Genomic DNA, 17,848 nt, shown 5'->3' with positions numbered 1-17,848 from the left:
CGGGAAGGGCGGGCACACGCGGGAGGGGCGGGCACGGTCCGCTCCCGCCACGGCGTCCCGGACGCGGCGGAGGCCGCGCGCCCCGGTGCGGGACGCGCGGCCTCCGCGGCGCCGTGTGGCCCGCGCCGGAGGTTCCCGGCGCGGACGTCAGACCAGCGGGCGGGCGGTCGGCGGGATCGCCCTGGGCAGGGCCGTGTCGCCGGTGAGGTAGCGGTCGACGGCCGAGGCGGCCGAGCGGCCCTCGGCGATCGCCCACACGATCAGCGACTGGCCGCGGCCCATGTCGCCGGCGACGAACACGCCGTCCACCTTGGACATGTAGGCGGTGTCGCGGGCGACGTTGCCTCGGGCGTCGAAGAAGCCCTCGCCGCCGTCCTCGGCCAGGTCGGACAGCAGGGACCCCTTCTCCGGGCCGAGGAAGCCCATGGCCAGCGTGACGAGCTGGGCCGGGATCTCCCGCTCGGTGCCGGGGATCGGCGCGAAGCCGCTCGCCGGGCCCTCGACGTCGACCAGGCGCAGCGCCCTGATGTTCCCGTCGTCGTCGCCGACGAACTCGGTGGTGGAGGCGGCGTAGACGCGGGTGCCGCCGCCCTCGGTGAGCTCCTCGTGGGCGCTCTCCATCTTGAACAGGATGGGGTAGGTGGGCCACGGCTGGCTGCCGGGGCGCTCCGCCGGGGGCCTGGGCATGATCTCCAGCTGGGTGACCGACGCGGCGCCCTGGCGGATCGCGGTGCCGATGCAGTCGGCGCCGGTGTCGCCGCCGCCGATCACGACGACGTGCTTGCCCGCGGCGTCGATCGCCGGGGCCCGCAGGTCGCCCTCCTGGACCCGGTTGGCCTCGGGGAGGTACTCCATCGCCTGGTGGACGCCGCCCAGGTCGCGGCCGGCGATCGGCAGGTCGCGCCACAGGGTGGCGCCGCCGGCCAGGACGACGGCGTCGAACTCCTCGCGCAGCTGCGCCGCGGTGACGTCGACGCCGACGTCGACGCCGGTGCGGAACTCGGTCCCCTCGGCCCGCATCTGCTCCAGGCGGCGTTCGATGTGGCGCTTCTCCATCTTGAACTCGGGGATGCCGTAGCGCAGCAGGCCGCCGATCCGGTCGGCGCGCTCGAAGACCACGACGTCGTGCCCGGCCCGGGTGAGCTGCTGGGCGGCGGCCAGTCCGGCGGGACCGGAGCCGACGACCGCGACGCGCCTGCCGGTGCGGACGGCCGGGGGCGCGGGGGCGACCCAGCCCTCGGCGAAGGCGCGGTCGATGATCTCGACCTCGACCCGCTTGATGGCGACGGGGTCCGAGTTGATGCCGAGCACGCACGCCGACTCGCACGGGGCGGGGCACAGGCGGCCGGTGAACTCGGGGAAGTTGTTGGTCGCGTGCAGCCGTTCGGCGGCCTCCCGCCAGTCGTCGCGGTAGACCAGGTCGTTCCACTCGGGAACGAGGTTGCCCAGCGGGCAGCCGTTGTGGCAGAACGGGATGCCGCAGTCCATGCAGCGTGAGGCCTGCCTGGTCAGCGCGGGCCGCGGGAAGTCCTGGTAGACCTCCTTCCAGTCGCGGATGCGCACGTCCACCGGGCGGCGGGCCGGCAGCTCGCGCCCGTGCGTGAGGAAACCCTTCGGGTCGGCCATCGGTTACGCCCCCTTCTATCCCTGTACGGCGGCCGCCATGACGGCCTCGTCGATGTCTCGTCCTTCGAGCCGGGCGGCCTCGGCGGCCGTCATGACCCGCTTGTAGTCGGTCGGCATGATCTTGCTGAACCGGCCGGGGTCCCAGTCGGCGAGCAGGGCCCTGGCGACCGTGGAGCCGGTCTCGGCCAGGTGCCGCTCCAGGAGCCCGCGCAGCTCATCGGCGTCGTCGTCGCCGAGCGCCTCGATCTCCACCATCTCCCGGTTGACGCGGGCGGCGTCGAGGTCGAGCAGGTAGGCGACGCCGCCGGACATGCCGGCCGCGAAGTTGCGGCCGGTGGGCCCGAGGACGACGACCCGGCCGCCGGTCATGTACTCGCAGCCGTGGTCGCCGACGCCCTCGACGACCGCGGTGGCGCCGGAGTTGCGGACGCAGAACCGTTCGCCGGCCACGCCGCGGACGAACATCTCACCTGAGGTCGCGCCGTACAGGGCGACGTTGCCGGCGATGATGTGGCCCTCCAGCGGGGCCTCCTCGTGCGGCCGCAGCGTGACGCGGCCGCCGGACAGGCCCTTGCCCGCGTAGTCGTTGGTGTCGCCGGTGAGGCGCAGCGTGACGCCGCGGGGCAGGAAGGCCCCGAAGGAGTTGCCGGCCGAGCCGGTGAAGCGGATGTCGACGGTGTCGTCGGGCAGGCCGGCGCCGCCGTACCGCCTGGTCACCTCGTGGCCGAGCATGGTGCCGACCGTACGGTTGACGTTGCGGATGGGCAGTTCCAGCGTGACGGGGCGGCCGTCGTTCAGCGCGCCCTCGGCGAGCTGGATCAGGGTGTTGTCCAGGGCGGCGGCGAGCCCGTGGTCCTGCTCGCGGACGCGGCGCAGCGCGACTCCGCCGGGCAGCTCCGGACGGTGCAGGATCGGCGACAGGTCCAGGCCCGCGGCCTTCCAGTGGTCCTCCGCCGAGGCGGTGTCCAGCAGCTCGGCGTGGCCGACGGCCTCCTCCAGGCTGCGGAACCCCAGGGCGGCGAGGTACTCGCGGATCTCCTCGGCGATGAACTCGAAGAAGTTGACCACGAACTCGGGCCGGCCGGAGAAGCGCTTGCGCAGCTCGGGGTTCTGGGTGGCGACGCCGACCGGGCAGGTGTCGAGGTGGCAGACGCGCATCATCACGCAGCCGGAGACGACCAGCGGGGCGGTGGCGAAGCCGTACTCCTCGGCGCCGAGCAGCGCGGCGATGACCACGTCGCGGCCGGTCTTGAGCTGGCCGTCGACCTGGACGACGATGCGGTCGCGCAGGCCGTTGAGCAGCAGCGTCTGCTGGGTCTCGGCCAGGCCGAGCTCCCAGGGGGCGCCGGCGTGCTTGAGCGAGGTCAGCGGGGAGGCGCCGGTGCCGCCGTCGTGGCCGGAGATCAGCACGACGTCGGCGTGGGCCTTGGACACGCCCGCCGCGACCGTGCCGACGCCGACCTCGGCGACGAGCTTGACGTGCACGCGCGCCGCGGGGTTGGCGTTCTTCAGGTCGTGGATGAGCTGGGCGAGGTCCTCGATGGAGTAGATGTCGTGGTGCGGCGGCGGCGAGATGAGGCCGACGCCGGGGGTGGAATGCCGGGTCTTGGCGATCCACGGGTAGACCTTGTGGCCCGGGAGCTGGCCGCCCTCGCCGGGCTTGGCGCCCTGGGCCATCTTGATCTGGATGTCGTCGGCGTTGACGAGGTACTCGGAGGTCACGCCGAACCGGCCGGAGGCGACCTGCTTGATGGCCGAGCGGCGCTCGGGGTCGCGCAGCCGCTCGGGGTCCTCGCCGCCCTCGCCGGTGTTGGACTTGCCGCCCAGGCGGTTCATCGCGATGGCGAGGGTCTCGTGGGCCTCCATCGAGATGGAGCCGTAGGACATGGCGCCGGTGGAGAACCGCTTGACGATCTCGGAGACCGGCTCGACCTCCTCGATCGGGACCGGCTCGCGGACGCCCTCGCGGAGCCGGAACAGGCCGCGCAGCGTCATGAGCCTCTCGGCCTGGGAGTCCACCATGGAGGTGTACTCCTTGAAGATCTCGTAGCGGCGCGAGCGGGTGGCGTGCTGCAGCTTGAAGACGGTCTCGGGGTTGAACAGGTGCGGCTCGCCCTCGCGGCGCCACTGGTACTCCCCGCCGACCTCCAGGCGGCGGTGGGCGTTGTCCACGCGCGGGTGGGCGCGGCGGTGGCGCCGCGCGACCTCCTCGGCGAGGACGTCGAAGCCGACGCCGCCCAGGCGGGAGGTGGTCCCGGCGAAGCAGGTGTCGATGACCTCGGCGCCGAGGCCGAGGGCCTCGAAGATCTGCGCGCCGGTGTAGGAGGCGACGGTGGACACCCCCATCTTGGACATGACCTTCAGGACGCCCTTGCCGTACGCCTTGATGAGGTTGCGCACGGCCTTGGCGGGGTCGCCGGCGAGCGCGCCGGTGGCGACCATGTCCTCGACGGTCTCGATGGCGAGGTAGGGGTTGACCGCGCCGGCGCCGTAGCCGATGAGCAGCGCCATGTGGTGGGCCTCGCGGGCCTCGCCGGTCTCGATGACCAGGCCGACCCGGGTGCGGGTCTTCTCGGCGATGAGGTGGTGGTGGACCGCGCCGGTGAGCAGCAGCGACGGGATCGGCGCGAGGGTCTCCGTGGAGCCGCGGTCGGACAGCACGATGACGCGGGCGCCGCCCTCGATCGCGGCGGAGACCTCGGCGCGGATCTCGTCCAGGCGGCGCAGCAGCGCCTCTCCCCCGCCGGCGACCTCGTACAGGCCGGAGACGACGTGCGGGTGGAAGCCGGGCAGCGCGCCCTCGTCGTTGATGTGGATGATCTTCGCGAGCTCGTCGTTGTCGATCACCGGGTACGGCAGGACGAGCTGGCGGCAGGAGGCCGGTCCGGGCTCCAGCAGGTTGCCCTCGGGGCCGAGGGTGCTGGACAGGGAGGTGACGAGCTCCTCGCGGATGGCGTCCAGCGGCGGGTTGGTGACCTGCGCGAACAGCTGGCTGAAGTAGTCGAACAGCAGCCGGGGCTTCTCGCTCAGCACCGCGACCGGGGTGTCGGTGCCCATCGAGCCGATCGGCTCGGCGCCGGCCCTGGCCATCGGGGCCAGGATGATCCGCAGCTCCTCCTCGGTGTAGCCGAAGGTCTGCTGGCGCCTGACCAGCGCGCCGTGGCTGGGGATCTCGCGGGAGCGGGCGGGCAGTTCCTCGAAGCGGACCAGCCCGGCGTGCAGCCACTCGGCGTAGGGCAGCTCGGCGGCCAACTCCGCCTTGATCTCGTCGTCCTCGATGATCTTGCCGCGGGCGGTGTCGACGAGGAACATCCGGCCGGGCTGCAGGCGGCCCTTGCGGACCACGTCCTGCGGCGGGATGTCGAGCACGCCGGCCTCGGAGGCGAGCACGACGAGGCCGTCGGCGGTGACCCAGAACCGGCCGGGACGCAGGCCGTTGCGGTCGAGGACCGCGCCAACCAGGGTGCCGTCGGAGAAGGTGATCGAGGCGGGGCCGTCCCACGCCTCCATGAGGGTGGAGTGGAACTCGTAGAAGGCCCGCCGCGCGGGGTCCATCTCGGTGTGGTTCTCCCACGCCTCGGGGATCATCATCAGCACCGCGTGCGGCAGCGAACGCCCGGTGAGGTGGAGCAGCTCCAGCGTCTCGTCGAAGGAGGCGGTGTCGGAGCCGTCGGGGTCGCAGATCGGGAAGAGCCGCGACAGGTCGCCCGGGATCGCGGCGGTCTCCAGCATGGCCTCGCGGGCCCGCATCCAGTTGCGGTTGCCCCGGACCGTGTTGATCTCACCGTTGTGGGCGACGTAGCGGTAGGGGTGGGCCAGCGGCCACGACGGGAAGGTGTTGGTCGAGAAGCGCGAGTGGACCAGCGAGATCGCGGTCTCGTAGCGCTCGTCGGTCAGGTCGGGGAAGAACCGCTCGACCTGGCCGGGGGTGAGCATGCCCTTGTAGACGATCGTCCGGGAGCTCAGCGAGGGGAAGTAGACGTCCGCCTCGTGCTCGGCCCGCTTGCGCAGGCAGAAGGCGAGCCGGTCCAGCTCCAGGCCGCGCCGGCCTTCGGCGGAGGCGACGAAGAGCTGCCGGAAGGACGGCATCACCGCGCGGGCGCTGGGCCCGGGCAGCGACGGGTCGGTCGGCACGTCGCGCCAGCCGAGGACGGTCAGCCCCTCCTCCGCGGCGATCTCCTCGATCAGCCGCACGGCGGTGTCGCGGGCCTCGGGATCGGCGGGCAGGAAGGCGGTGCCGGCGGCGTAGGAGCCCGCCTCGGGGAGCGGGAAACCGGTCACGGCGCGCAGGAACGCGTCGGGGATCTGGGTGAGGATCCCGGCTCCGTCGCCGGTGTCCGGCTCACTCCCCTGGGCCCCGCGGTGGTCGAGGTTGCACAGGGCGGTCAGGGCCTTGACGACGATGTCGTGGCTGCGGCGCCCGGCCACGTCGGCGACCATGGCGACCCCGCAGGCGTCGTGCTCGTGCTCGGGGTGGTACAGGCCCTGGGGCTCGGGGAAGCCGAAGTGGGCAGCAGGCATTGAATCCCTCCCGTCGTCTCACTGCTCTGGATCAAGCAAGGGACGACGTTGGCCCTGCTGCGTAGTGTTTCGACATTACAGTACCCCGTCCAAAACGCGGCCATCCTGTCCACATAGTGACCATTTGACAGATGTTTTACGGTTTTCTCCCCCTTTACGGTGACTCTCCGCTCCGGCGGACGGTGACGGGCGGATGGCGCGCGGATTACGGCCCCGTGCCGCGTACGGCGGCGCGGGACGCCCCGCCGTACGCCTCTAGGGTTGAGCCATGGAAGGGATCGAAGACCTCATCGCGCGGGCCGGCGTGGACGGCAGGCGGCCGCGGGCGGTGCTCGCTGCGCTGGCCGGGGGCCGCTGGTGGACGCTGGCCGACCTGGTCCGCGAGACGGCGACGTCCCGGCGGACCGTCGAGGCGCTGCTGCGCGAGGTCGAACTGGAGCGCTCCGGCGACCGGTTCCGGCTGACGCGCCCGCCGTCCGGGATCGCCGGGATCGCCGGCGTCACCAGGGAGGCCGCGCCGGCCGACCCGGTGGCCCACCTGCTGCCCGGCCACGCCGACCTGGTCGCGACGATGGAGGAGCTGATCGCCCGGGCTCCGCGCGGCCGCCAGGCGCTCGACCACGTCGCCGCGACCGCCGACACCGTGGTCCGGCGGGCGCTGCTGATGGACGCCCGGTTCTGGCTGGACGGCGCGCGGCTGCTGTGCGTGGGCGACCACGACCTGACCTCGCTGGCGACCGCGCTGCTGCACCCGGGCGTCGAGATCACCGTCGTGGACATCGACGAGCGCATCCTGGACCACATCTCCGGCAATGCCGAACGGCTCGGCCTGTCCGTCCGGACCCGCTGGGCCGACCTGCGCCTGGGCCTGCCCGCCTCGGCGCACGCCTGGGCCGACCTGGCGATCACCGACCCGCCCTACACCCCCGAGGGGATCGGCCTGTTCACCGCGCGCGCCGTGCAGGGACTGCGCGACCGCGAGCAGGGCCGCGTCCTGCTGGCGTACGGCGCGAGCGAGCGCACCCCGGCCCTGGCTTTGAAGGTCCAGCACGCCCTGTCCCAGCTCAACCTCGTCAGCGAGGCGATCTACCCGGACTTCAACCGCTACTTCGGCGCCGAGGCCATCGGCTCGGCCGCCGACCTGTACGTCCTGCGTCCCACCACCAAGACCTGGCCCGCCATGGCGGCCCGCGTCGACGGTCTCAGCGCCGCGATCTACACCCACGGCCCCCAGTCGGTCGAGTCGGCGGGGCCGGCCGCGCGGGCCGCCGCGCCGGACCCCGGGGAGGCGCCCGAGGTGCTGGTCGGCGAGTGGTCCAAGGACATCCTCCCCCGGGTGCAGCGCACACGGCTGGCCACCTGGCTGGCCAAGCCGCACGCCGGCGACCCGCGCCGCGTGGCGATCGCCGTACCCGCCGGGATGGAGGCGGCGCTCCCCCGGCTGCTGCTGGCCACCCGCGCCCGCGAGGTGCGGGTCACGCTCGCCGAGCCGCCCGGCGGCCTGCCCGGCGCGCCGCTGACGTCCCTGTACGAGCTGTCCGCCGAGGGCCCCGTCGTGCGCGCCGTACGGCTGGCGGCCCCGGAGACGGACGAGGGGCGCGTCCTGCGGCACATCCTGGACAACGCCCACGGCAAGCTCGCCAACACCTGGCGCGAGGGCCTCATCCGGATCCGGGACGGCCTGACCAAGAGGCAGGCCAGGGCCCTGGTGGAGGCCGCCGCGCCATGGGCGGGCGAGGTGACCGTCCTGGAGCTGCCCGCCGGCCGCCTCGCCGAACTGCCGGCCGCGGTACGGGCGTCGGTGCGGGCGGCGGAGGAGGCCGGCGCGGGCGTCAGCGTGTCAGGCGACGCTGGACGGCCAGGCTGAGGCTGTCGAGCGCCACCTGCGGGTAGGTCAGGTCCACCCGGCCCCCGCCGCCCACCGGGCCGACCCAGCTCACGGTGACGTAGTGCCCCAGGGCCCGCACCTGCGCCCAGCTCCGCGCGGCGCCGAAGCCGGCCGGGGCCCCGGGGGCGAGGCGCACGAAACCGCCGCCCCGGGGGCCGGAGAACGTCCGCACCAGCCGGTCGGCGGCGGCCGCGTCGGCCAGGTTGAAGACGACGAACTGTCCGAAGACCCGGCCGTCGGCGGTGGCGTAGCGGGCGCGCAGCGCCTGGCCGCACCCGGCGACCGCCTCCTCGGCGTCCCCCCACACCGCCGCGGCGCAGTCGGTGAGCGTCTCGGTGCCCTGGCGGGCGAGGGTGGACCCGCCCGCGGCCACCGACCCGGTGGGGAAGACCTCGTCGGCGGTCAGCGGGGCGGGGTCGGCGGCGCGGGTGGCGATCGGCGCGTAGATGGCGCTGGTCGTCTCGCTGCGCAGGGTCGCCGGCCGGGGGAGGTCTCCACCGCGCAGCCACAGGAAGGCCGCCGCCCCCGCGGCGACGACCGGAACGGCGACGGCTGCGGCGATCCACTTGCGCATGACGCACCAGCCTACTGGGACGCGGGGGACGCCCGGGGCCGGAGCGCCGATCCGGGCCGCCGGTACGTGCGCGGACGCGCCCCGGCCGGGGACGGCCCGGGTGGGGTGTCCCGGGCAGAGTGTCCCGGACCGGGGACGTCGCGACGTACGGAGACGGAGCCCGGGAGGTCAGGAGGCCGGGTCGGCCGCGACGACGCGGCGGAAAACGGCCTTCTCCGCGCCGCGGACCGCCAGGGTCAGCGTGACGAAGTCGTCCCTGGGGCCGGGCTCGGCGCCGTCGGCGCGGCCGACCCAGGCCAGGCCGGCGTAGTGGCCCATGGCGTAGCCGCTGCCCTCGGTGTATCCCCCGGACGGGAAGACCGCCTTGCCCGACTGCGGCGCCTTGACCCAGCCGCCCCGGTACGCCGTGGTCATCCCCTGGACGAGCCCGTCGGCGGAGGCGGCGTCACGGAGGTTGAACAGGGCGTACATCGCGACGTAGCGGCCGTCGGCACTGGTGTAGAGACCCCGGGCGACCTGCGTGCACCCGCTCTGGGCGAGCCGGTCGGCGAGCTGCCCCCAGGCCGCCCCCGGGCAGTCGGCGCCCAGGTCGGTGGCGGCCAGCCGCAGGGTGACCTTGCCCTCCTTGACGGTCCTGGCCGCGAAGACGTCCTTGACCGTCAGCGGCTTGGGGTCGGCCTTGCTCTGCGCGATCGGCGTGAACAGCTTCGGTGACGCCCAGCCCTTGTAGACGTCGGGCCTGGGCCGGGTGACCAGCGCGGCGGTGGTGGCCCGCTCGGGAACGACGTCCTGACCCAGCGAGCCGACGACGAGGACCACGGCGACGATGGTGCCCACCACTCCGGCCAGCACCGCGGCCGCGACGACGGCCCGCCGCTGGAACGGGGTCAGGCCCCACTCCTCCAGCCGGGAGCCGCTGTCGAAGCGGTTCTCGGGCCGGGATTTCTCGGAGCGGGGCTTCTCCGGGCGGGGCTTCTCGGAACGGGACCTCTCCGGGCGGGACCTGCCGCGGCCCCTGGACCCCCGGCCGGCCGTAGACCCCGCGCTCCTCGCGGTCTCCTCCGCGAACTCCGCGGTCCCCGCGGCCTCCGCGAACCCCCTCGGGTCCGCCGCGGCGGACGCGGGCGGGACGGCGGAGGCGTCCCGGGCGGGCGTGCCCGGGAAAGCGGGGGCGCCCCCGGCGTACGCCTCCCGGAAGAAGGGGTCGTCCGCGGCGGGGCCGGGCGGGAAGGGACCGTCCAGGAAGGGGGTGTCCGGGGCAGCGGAGCCGGGCGGGAAGGGGACGCCCGGAGCCTCGGGGGTGGCCGGTCTGGAGGCGCCGCGACGGCGCTTGCGCCCGGGGGGAGTCGTCACAGGCCGGTTCCTCCCAGGAGGCTGCCCAGGCCGAACGTCAGCGCCGCGGCGACCGCGCCGACCAGGAGCTGACGCAGGCCGCTGTACCACCAGCTGCGCGCGGTGACCCGGGAGACCAGGGCGCCCGCGCCGAACAGGGACAGGCAGGACAGCACCGCCGGCCAGACCAGGCTGGTGACGCCCAGCAGGTACGGAAGGAGCGGCAGCAGCGCGCCCAGGCTGAAGGACAGGAAGGAGGAGATCGCTGCGATCTTCGGCGAGGGGAGGTCGTCCGGGGTGACTCCCAGCTCGGCGCTGGCGTGCACCTCCAGCGCCTTCTCCGGATTGAGGGAGATCTGCCGGGCCACCTCGGCGGCCAGCGCGGGTTCGACGCCGCGCGACTCGTAGAGCCTGGCCAGCTCGTCCTGCTCGGCCTGCGGGTTGCGCTCCAGCTCGCGCCGCTCGATGTCGATCTCGGCGATGGCGAGCTCGCGCTGGCTGGCCACCGAGACGTACTCGCCGCCGGCCATCGAGAACGCGCCCGCCGCCAGCCCGGCCACCCCGGCCAGCACGACGACCTTGGTGCTGGAGGTGCCGCCGGCCACGCCGGCGATCAGGGCGAAATTGGAGACGAGACCGTCCATCGCGCCGAACACCGAGGGCCGCAGCCAGCCGCCGTTGACGTCACGGTGCTCGTGATGGATCTCGGCACGCGTGCCGGACCCTCCGCTCATCGTTTCTCTTTCCGACCGTCGGACGCAGCCTCCGCGACCCCCTTCCGGGAGTCGGCGGGCTCTTCCGGCCCGTCGGCCTGGTCCGCCGGGTGCGCCGGATCGGCGCCCCCTCCGGTGTCCAAGGCTAGCCCGGCCGACGCTATGCCCGGTTCGCCGGTCTTACCCGGTTCGTCTGCCGGATCGGTCCCGTTCGCCGTACCGGTCTCGCCTTCCGTGCCCGGCCCGTCCGCCGCGGCGGTCTCGTGCCCGTCGGCCTGGCCGGCCGGGTGGGCGGGGTCGGCGGGCGGCTCGCCGCCGGGACCGGCGGCGAGGATCCGCTCCTCGCCGGTCCTGCCGCGGGCGTACCAGAAGTAGGCCAGCGCCGCGAGGAACAGCACGACCGAGGTCCACTGGTTGAGCCGCAGGCCCAGGATGTGGTGGGCCTCGTCGATGCGCATGCCCTCGATCCAGAACCGGCCCGCGGTGTAGCCCGCGACGTACAGGGCGAACACCCTGGCGTGGCGCAGCGCGAACCTGCGACCCGCCCAGACCAGGAGGAGGGCCAGCGCCAGGTCCCACAGCGACTCGTACAGGAACGTGGGGTGGTAGGTGGAGACCCCGGGGATCGTGCCCGGCCGGTCGGGATCGATCTCCAGCCCCCACGGCAGATCGGTCGGCCCGCCGAACAGCTCCTGGTTGAAGTAGTTGCCCCAGCGGCCGATGCCCTGGGCCACCGCGATGCCGGGGGCGACGGTGTCGGCCACCGCGGACAGGGAGATGCCCCGCCTGCGGCAGCCGAACCACACGCCGAGCGCGCCGAGCGCGATGGCGCCCCAGATGCCCAGCCCGCCGTTCCAGATGAACAGCGCGTCGATGGGCCTGTTGGGGGCGTCCGGCCCGAAGTAGAGCTGCCAGTCGGTGATGACGTGGTAGAGACGTCCGCCCACCAGGCCGAACGGCACGGCCCAGACGGCGAGGTCGACGATCGTGCCCGGGGCCCCGCCGCGGGCCCGCCAGCGGCGTTCGCCGATGATGACGGCGACGATGACACCGAGCACGATGCACAGCGCGTAGGCCCTGACGGGGACGACGCCGAAGAGATGCCAGACCCCTTGGGAAGGGCTGGGAATCGAGGCGAGGGGCATGTCAGGTGACGTTACCGTGTCGCGGGCTACTTGGCCGCATCAACGACCTCCTGACGCAGTTCCGCCGGGCGGAACGCCACCTCGTTGTCGACCTCCTTACCGTCGAGCTTGAGCGTCGGGGTTCCCTTCAGCTTCGCCTGGTCGAGGATCCTGGCGCTGGCGGCGAGGTGGGCCTGCGCCTTCTCCTGGCCGGTCACGCACCGCTCGAAGCCGGGGTCGGTGACGCCGGCATCCCTGCCCCAGGCGACCAGGTCCTCCAGCGAGAAGCCCGGGGTGTTCTCGGCCGGCTGCTTCCTGAACAGCTGGTCGTGGAACCTGGACCACGGGGCGCCGCCGGGGATGCAGCGCGCGGCGGCGCCGGCGCGCAGCGAGTTGCCCCGGGTGACGCCCTTGTTCATGTCCTCGGGGAAGATCGTGATCGGGTGGTAGACCACCTTCGCCTTGCCCTCGGCCGCGAGGTTCTTGATCGTGGAGCCGCTGGTCTCCTCCAGGGCCCTGCAGGCCGGGCACTGGAAGTCCTCGTAGACCTCGAGCACCGGCTTGTTCACGCCCGGCTTGGCCATCACCACCGAGCCGTCGGCGGCGACGCTGATCGGGGCGAGCACCCCGCTGGACTCCTCGGGCTTGCTGCCCTGGGCGGCGAACCACCAGCCGGCGCCGATGGCGCCGAAGGTGACGACGGCGGCGGCGGCGATGGTCACGATACGGCGGAGCCGCTCCCTGCGCCGCTCCTCCTCGCGCTGCGCCTTGATCCGGTCGCGGACCGACTGGTCACGCGCGGCCTTGCCCATCAGCGGTTCTCCTTCACGTGGGGCTCCTCCTCGTCGCCCTCGGCGTCGTACACCTCCCGCCCGGGGGTCAGTCCCAGCGCGGAGTCGAGCGCGAGCCGGCCCGGCGGGAACCAGGCGACGACCACGCCGAGCGCGAAGAGACCGGTGTCGCGCAGGATCGTGAGGAGGTAGTCGGGCTCGGCCCCGGCCTTGAGCTGACCGCCGCCGCCGAAGCAGCCGCAGTCGATGCGCAGCCCGCGCGCCCACGCCGAGGCGATGCCGATGACGAACGCGAGCATCAGCAGCATGGAGATCATGCCCGCGACGCGCGTGAGCAGCCCGACGACCAGCAACACCCCTACGACGATCTCCAGGATGGGAAGGCCGTAGCCGACCACCTTGGCCAACGATTCAGGAAGCAGTTCGTATGCCTCGACCGCCTGGACGGAGAGCACGGGAGTGCCGATCTTCTGCCAACCTGCGGCGATCAGCACACCCGCGAGCACCAACCGCGAAACGGTCGTCACCCAGGGTAGCGCCGAAATCGCGCGCCGTGTTCCCACGCTGGTGGGCTTCTCGGAAGTCACGAGCATCATCGTCTCCTATTCCAGGCCCCCGCCTGCGCTCGTCGCGGAAACCCCCGCCATCTCGCGGAGATCTCATCACGGGCCCGGTAAGCGTCGGATAAGCCTGCGGCGGACGGCCGCGGGCCACCCGGCTCCGGACGCGGCCGAACGGGGCGACCTGGGAATTTTATCCGAGATAGGGCTCTGAGCTGCGGATATGCCGGTCGGAGACGATTCTTTACGGCTCTGGACGCCGGCCCGCGCATCGGGGCGGCCCCCGCCCGCCCGGGGTCCGGCGTGTCACCGCCGCGGACCGCGGGCCATGACGGCGCGCGGCCGATGCGCGGCCGGTGTGCGGGGTGTCGCGCGGCCGACGCCGTACGGCCGGCGGCGGGCGGCGCGCGGGGGGCGGGGGGCGGCGTATGAAACGTCACGCGGCCGGCACCGTACACCCGCGGGTGTACGGTGCCGGCCGCGTGTGGTCGGCGGCGCGCCGTCAGCGGCGGCGGACGCCCTCGGCCAGTTCGGCGGCGAGCTCGCGGACCGAAGCCAGGCCGGCGGCCTCGTCGGAGGCGTCCAGCAGGCGGCGGATGAAGGCCGAGCCGACGATGACGCCGTCGGCGTACCCGGCCACCTCGGCGGCCTGGTCGCCGGTGCCGACGCCCAGGCCGACGCAGACCGGCAGGCCGGTGTGCGGGCGGGTCCGCTCGACCAGGCCGCGGGCGGCGGAGCCGACCTGGTCGCGGGCGCCGGTGACGCCCATCAGGGAGGCGGCGTAGACGAAGCCGGTGCAGCAGTCGACGACGGCCTTGATGCGCTCCTCGGTGGAGCTGGGCGCGACGAGGAAGACCGTGTCGATCCCGGCGGCGGCGCTGGCCTCGCGCCAGACGCCGGACTCCTCGGGCGTCAGGTCGGGCGTGATGGTGCCCGTCCCCCCGGCGCTCGCCAGGTCACGGGCGAACCGCTCGGCGCCGTAGCGGTCGATCGGGTTCCAGTACGTCATGACCAGGGTGGCGGCGCCCGTCGCGGCGACGCCCTCGACGGTGCGCATCACGTCGGCGATACGGGTGCCGTTGGTCAGCGCCCGGTGGACGGCCGCCTGGATCGTCGGGCCGTCCATGAGCGGGTCGGAGTACGGCAGGCCGATCTCGATCACATCGCAGCCGGCCTCCACCATGGCGGAGGCGGCCGCGACGGCGCCCTCCACGGTCGGGAAGCCGGCCGGGAGGTATCCGATCAGGGCCGCGCGGTCGTCCGCCTTCGCCTTGGCGAACACCGTCTGAAGAGTCGTCATCGCTGGTTCCAGTCGCGCGGTTCGGGCCCGTTCCTCCCCCGCCCCGTGCCGGGGCGGGGGCGGGCCGGTCGTCAGAGGTTGAAGTACTTCATGGCGGTGCCCATGTCCTTGTCACCGCGGCCGGAGAGGTTGACCAGGATGATCGCCTCGGGACCCAGCTCGCGGCCGAGCTTGAGGGCCCCGGCCAGGGCGTGGGAGGACTCGATCGCCGGGATGATGCCCTCGGTGCGGGCGAGCAGCGCGAACGCCTCCATCGCCTCGGCGTCGGTGACGCCGTGGTAGGTGGCGCGGCCGGTGTCCTTGAGCCAGGCGTGCTCGGGGCCGACGCCGGGGTAGTCGAGACCGGCGGAGATCGAGTGGGACTCGATCGTCTGGCCCTCGTCGTCCTGCAGCACGTAGGTGCGCGCGCCGTGCAGGACGCCGACGGAGCCCTGGGTGAGGGTGAGGGCGTGCTCGCCGCTCCCGGCGCCCCGGCCGCCGGCCTCGTAGCCGTGCAGCTGGACGTTCTGGTCGCCGATGAAGGCGTGGAAGATGCCGATCGCGTTGGATCCGCCGCCGACCGCGGCGGCCACGGCGTCCGGCAGCCGGCCGGTGAGCTCCAGCATCTGGCGGCGGGCCTCGACACCGATGACGCGGGCGAAGTCGCGGACGATCTCCGGGAACGGGTGGGGGCCGGCGATGGTGCCGAACAGGTAGTGGGTGTGGTCGACGTTGGCCACCCAGTCGCGGAACGCCTCGTTGATGGCGTCCTTGAGGGTCTGGCTGCCGTTGGCGACCGGCACGACGGTGGCGCCGAGCAGCTTCATGCGGGCGACGTTGAGCGCCTGGCGCTCGCAGTCGACGGCCCCCATGTAGATCACGCACTCCAGGCCGAGCAGGGCGGCGGCGGTCGCGGTGGCGACGCCGTGCTGGCCCGCACCGGTCTCGGCGATCACCCGGGTCTTGCCGAGGCGCCTGGTGAGCAGGGCCTGGCCGAGCACATTGTTGATCTTGTGTGCGCCGGTGTGGGTCAGGTCCTCGCGCTTGAGGATGATGCGGGCCCCGCCGGCCTGCTCGGCGAACCGCGGCACCTCGGTGAGCGTGGTCGGCCGCCCGGCGTAGGTGCGCAGCAGGTGGTCGAACTCGCGGATGAAGGCGAGGTCGTTCTTGGCCTTCTCGTACTCGGCGGCGACCTCGTCGAGCGCCGGGATCAGGGCCTCCGGCACGTAGCGGCCGCCGAAGACGCCGAACTTGCCCCGGACGTCGGGGTCGTCGCCGTACACGCCGTTACCGGCGAGGTCGGCGGGGGTCAGGATGGTTCCCTCTGTCACTGCTCACTGCCCCTCGGGTCGGGATGCGGGGTGGGCTCCGGCGGTGACGAGGTCGACCACCGCGGCCCGCGGGTCCTTGCCGGTGACCAGGCTCTCGCCCACCAGGACGGCGTCGGCGCCGGCCCTGGCGTAGGCGAGCAGGTCGTGGGGGCCGCGCACCCCCGACTCGGCGACCTTGATGACGCCCTCGGGGATCTTGGCGGCCAGCTTGGCGAAGACGTCGCGGTCCACTTCGAGGGTCTTGAGGTTGCGCGCGTTGACGCCGATGATCTTCGCCCCGGCTTCGACCGCCCGGTCGAGCTCCTCCTCGGTGTGCACCTCGACCAGCGGGGCCAGCCCGATCGATTCGGCCCGCTCGATGAGGGAGACCAGCGCGTTCTGCTCCAGGGCGGCCACGATCAGCAGCGCCAGGTCGGCGCCGTAGGCCCGGGCCTCCCACAGCTGGTAGGAGGTGACGACGAAGTCCTTGCGCAGCACCGGGATGTCGACGACGGCGCGGACGGCCGCCAGGTCGTCGAGGCTGCCGCCGAACCGGCGCCGCTCGGTCAGGACACTGATCACGTGGGCGCCGCCCGCCTCGTAGTCCCCGGCGAGTGCGGCGGGGTCGGCGATCGCGGCCAGCGCGCCCTTGGACGGGCTCGACCGCTTGACCTCGGCGATGACGGCCACCTGGTCCCCGCCGAGCGCCGCATAGGCGTCACGGGGCGGGGCGGCCCGACGGGCGCGCTCCTTGAGCTCCTCCAGCGACACCGATCGCTGCCGCTCGGCGAGGTCGGCGCGCACCCCGTCGAGGATTTCGTCCAGCACGCTCACCTGACCTCCTCGCGAAACTCGGAGGTCAGGTCAGCGAACCCTGCCGTGACCGCGGTCCGCTCGCTCCACTCGCTCACGAGTAAGGCCCCTCCCGAATCGATTGCCCTTGTCCAGCCGATGGTATCGGGCTTGCCGGGTCCACCTGCCACGGGGGACACCGTAGCCGACTATGGGGCTAGGAATTCCCCAAAAGGTACATTCCGCAATATCCAAAAAAGGATCATTAAAGCTAGAAATGACCATACATAGTTAGCTTGTACGGATTTCACGGTGAACGGCCGACCCCGCCAGGAAAGCAGGACCCACCGGCCCCACACCAGCGCCGCCACCGGGACCAGCGCCACGACGAGCGGGTTGAACCCCAGCGCCGCGGCCGGGTCGCCGTGGACGAGCGCGTGCACCGCCCGCAGCCCCCCGCAGCCCGGGCAGTACAGGCCGGTGAGGGCCAGGAACGGGCACGGCGGGTAGTGACCGGGCTCGCCGGGGTCGACGGCCCCGACGTAGGCGGCCGCCAGGGCCGCCGCCGCGGCGGCGGCCAGCGGGACCGCCAGGGACCTCGCCCGCGGCCCCCGCGGGACCACGCCCCCGTCCGTCGCCATCGTCTCGCCCGCACCTCCGCCCTGCCCGCGCGTCCTCGTCACCGGGACGACCTTCACCGGCCACGATACTCAACCCCCGGCCGGCGCCCCTCCGCCGACCCGGCGGCGGGGCGGGCGCGCGCCGGTCAGAGCCCCGTGTAGACCGCGCCCGCGAAGAGCCCGAAGGCGGCGAACCACATCAGCAGCAGGACCACCCAGGAGGCGATGCCGAAGTAGGACAGGACCAGCCCGGCGATCGCCATGCCCCGCCCCTCCTCCCCGCTGCGCTTGATCTGGCTCAGCGAGACATGGCCGAGAACCACGCCCACGATCGAGGTGGTCCCGCACAGGAACAGACCCGAGATGCCCAGGATCAGCGCGGCGATGGCCATGCCGTTGTTGCCGCGGGGCGGCGGCGGGCCGTAACCGTAGGGGTCGTAGCCGCCGGGCGGCCCGTACCCGCCCGGCGCGCCGTATCCGTTCCCCGGGCCGTACCCGCCCCCTCCGCCGTAACCGTCCGCCGGGCCGTAACCGCCGGAGGAACCGTAACCGCCGGACGGAGGTCCATAACCGCCGGACTGGTTCCCGTAATTCATGAAATACCCCCTTTGTCGACACCGCGGGGCGAAATCCTAGTGAAGAAAGGGCGGTCCCATCGGTCCACGCCCTTTTCCGTGCACAGGTCGTGACCTCACGGCGAGCCCGGGACGCGCGGTGT

The 17,848-nt window shown here is 73.3% G+C and carries 14 protein-coding genes; 1 reads left to right on the top strand and 13 read right to left on the bottom strand.

Annotated features, from left to right (window positions below; genetic code table 11):
- Window positions 1-147: 147 nt before the first annotated feature.
- Window positions 148-1,626: a glutamate synthase subunit beta gene (locus tag ACQP10_RS12605; RefSeq protein ID WP_433541405.1), complete on the bottom strand. Its 1,479-nt coding sequence runs from the start codon at window positions 1,624-1,626 to the stop codon at window positions 148-150.
- Window positions 1,627-1,641: 15 nt separating this feature from the next.
- Window positions 1,642-6,147 (bottom strand): glutamate synthase large subunit, encoded by a 4,506-nt coding sequence (gene gltB / locus ACQP10_RS12600; RefSeq protein WP_433541404.1) that lies wholly within the window; start codon window positions 6,145-6,147, stop codon window positions 1,642-1,644.
- Window positions 6,148-6,415: 268 nt separating this feature from the next.
- Between gltB and ACQP10_RS12595 the strand changes: the two genes are divergently transcribed.
- Window positions 6,416-8,014, top strand: coding sequence for a bis-aminopropyl spermidine synthase family protein (locus ACQP10_RS12595; RefSeq protein ID WP_433541403.1), 1,599 nt, complete (start codon window positions 6,416-6,418; stop codon window positions 8,012-8,014).
- On the opposite strand, the gene ACQP10_RS12590 is transcribed toward ACQP10_RS12595, so the two are convergent.
- The 11 genes from ACQP10_RS12590 to ACQP10_RS12540 form a co-directional block, all read right to left on the bottom strand.
- A complete protein-coding gene (locus tag ACQP10_RS12590; protein ID WP_433541402.1) occupies window positions 7,980-8,609 on the bottom strand; it encodes a hypothetical protein in 630 nt (209 codons plus the stop codon). The two genes, ACQP10_RS12595 and ACQP10_RS12590, sit on opposite strands and share 35 nt — an antisense overlap.
- 168 nt (window positions 8,610-8,777) lie before the next feature.
- The gene (locus tag ACQP10_RS12585; RefSeq protein WP_433541401.1) at window positions 8,778-9,962 is read right to left on the bottom strand and encodes a hypothetical protein; all 1,185 of its coding nucleotides are present in this window, start codon (window positions 9,960-9,962) and stop codon (window positions 8,778-8,780) included.
- Complete coding sequence (locus ACQP10_RS12580) at window positions 9,959-10,675, bottom strand: VIT1/CCC1 transporter family protein (protein WP_346020282.1); 717 nt, start codon at window positions 10,673-10,675, stop codon at window positions 9,959-9,961. The genes ACQP10_RS12585 and ACQP10_RS12580 overlap by 4 nt, the downstream gene beginning before the upstream one ends.
- Window positions 10,672-11,799 carry a prolipoprotein diacylglyceryl transferase gene (lgt, locus tag ACQP10_RS12575; RefSeq protein WP_433541400.1) on the bottom strand — a complete coding sequence of 376 codons (1,128 nt, stop codon included), beginning with the start codon at window positions 11,797-11,799 and terminating at the stop codon, window positions 10,672-10,674. Before lgt ends, ACQP10_RS12580 begins: the two co-directional genes overlap by 4 nt.
- 26 nt (window positions 11,800-11,825) lie before the next feature.
- Window positions 11,826-12,590 (bottom strand): DsbA family protein, encoded by a 765-nt coding sequence (locus tag ACQP10_RS12570; RefSeq protein WP_433541399.1) that lies wholly within the window; start codon window positions 12,588-12,590, stop codon window positions 11,826-11,828.
- A complete protein-coding gene (locus ACQP10_RS12565; RefSeq protein WP_346020284.1) occupies window positions 12,590-13,096 on the bottom strand; it encodes a MauE/DoxX family redox-associated membrane protein in 507 nt (168 codons plus the stop codon). Before ACQP10_RS12565 ends, ACQP10_RS12570 begins: the two co-directional genes overlap by 1 nt.
- Window positions 13,097-13,631: 535 nt before the next feature.
- Complete coding sequence (gene trpA, locus ACQP10_RS12560; RefSeq protein ID WP_179818359.1) at window positions 13,632-14,429, bottom strand: tryptophan synthase subunit alpha; 798 nt, start codon at window positions 14,427-14,429, stop codon at window positions 13,632-13,634.
- A gap of 71 nt (window positions 14,430-14,500) precedes the next feature.
- Window positions 14,501-15,691 carry a tryptophan synthase subunit beta gene (gene trpB, locus ACQP10_RS12555; RefSeq protein ID WP_312873378.1) on the bottom strand — a complete coding sequence of 397 codons (1,191 nt, stop codon included), beginning with the start codon at window positions 15,689-15,691 and terminating at the stop codon, window positions 14,501-14,503.
- Window positions 15,692-15,742: 51 nt separating this feature from the next.
- Window positions 15,743-16,552 (bottom strand): indole-3-glycerol phosphate synthase TrpC, encoded by an 810-nt coding sequence (gene trpC, locus ACQP10_RS12550; protein WP_179818360.1) that lies wholly within the window; start codon window positions 16,550-16,552, stop codon window positions 15,743-15,745.
- 167 nt (window positions 16,553-16,719) lie between these two features.
- Window positions 16,720-17,151: a DUF2752 domain-containing protein gene (locus tag ACQP10_RS12545; RefSeq protein WP_346020932.1), complete on the bottom strand. Its 432-nt coding sequence runs from the start codon at window positions 17,149-17,151 to the stop codon at window positions 16,720-16,722.
- 125 nt (window positions 17,152-17,276) lie between these two features.
- Window positions 17,277-17,726, bottom strand: a complete 450-nt coding sequence (locus ACQP10_RS12540) for a DUF4190 domain-containing protein (protein ID WP_399499569.1) — start codon at window positions 17,724-17,726, stop codon at window positions 17,277-17,279.
- Between the last annotated feature and the right edge of the window lie 122 nt (window positions 17,727-17,848).

Origin of the sequence: Streptosporangium sandarakinum, from assembly GCF_050942225.1 — a bacterium.
Taxonomy (GTDB): Bacteria; Actinomycetota; Actinomycetes; order Streptosporangiales; family Streptosporangiaceae; genus Streptosporangium; species Streptosporangium nondiastaticum.
Note: the sequence above shows the minus strand (reverse complement) of the source record. Positions and strands in the feature narration are given on the sequence as shown.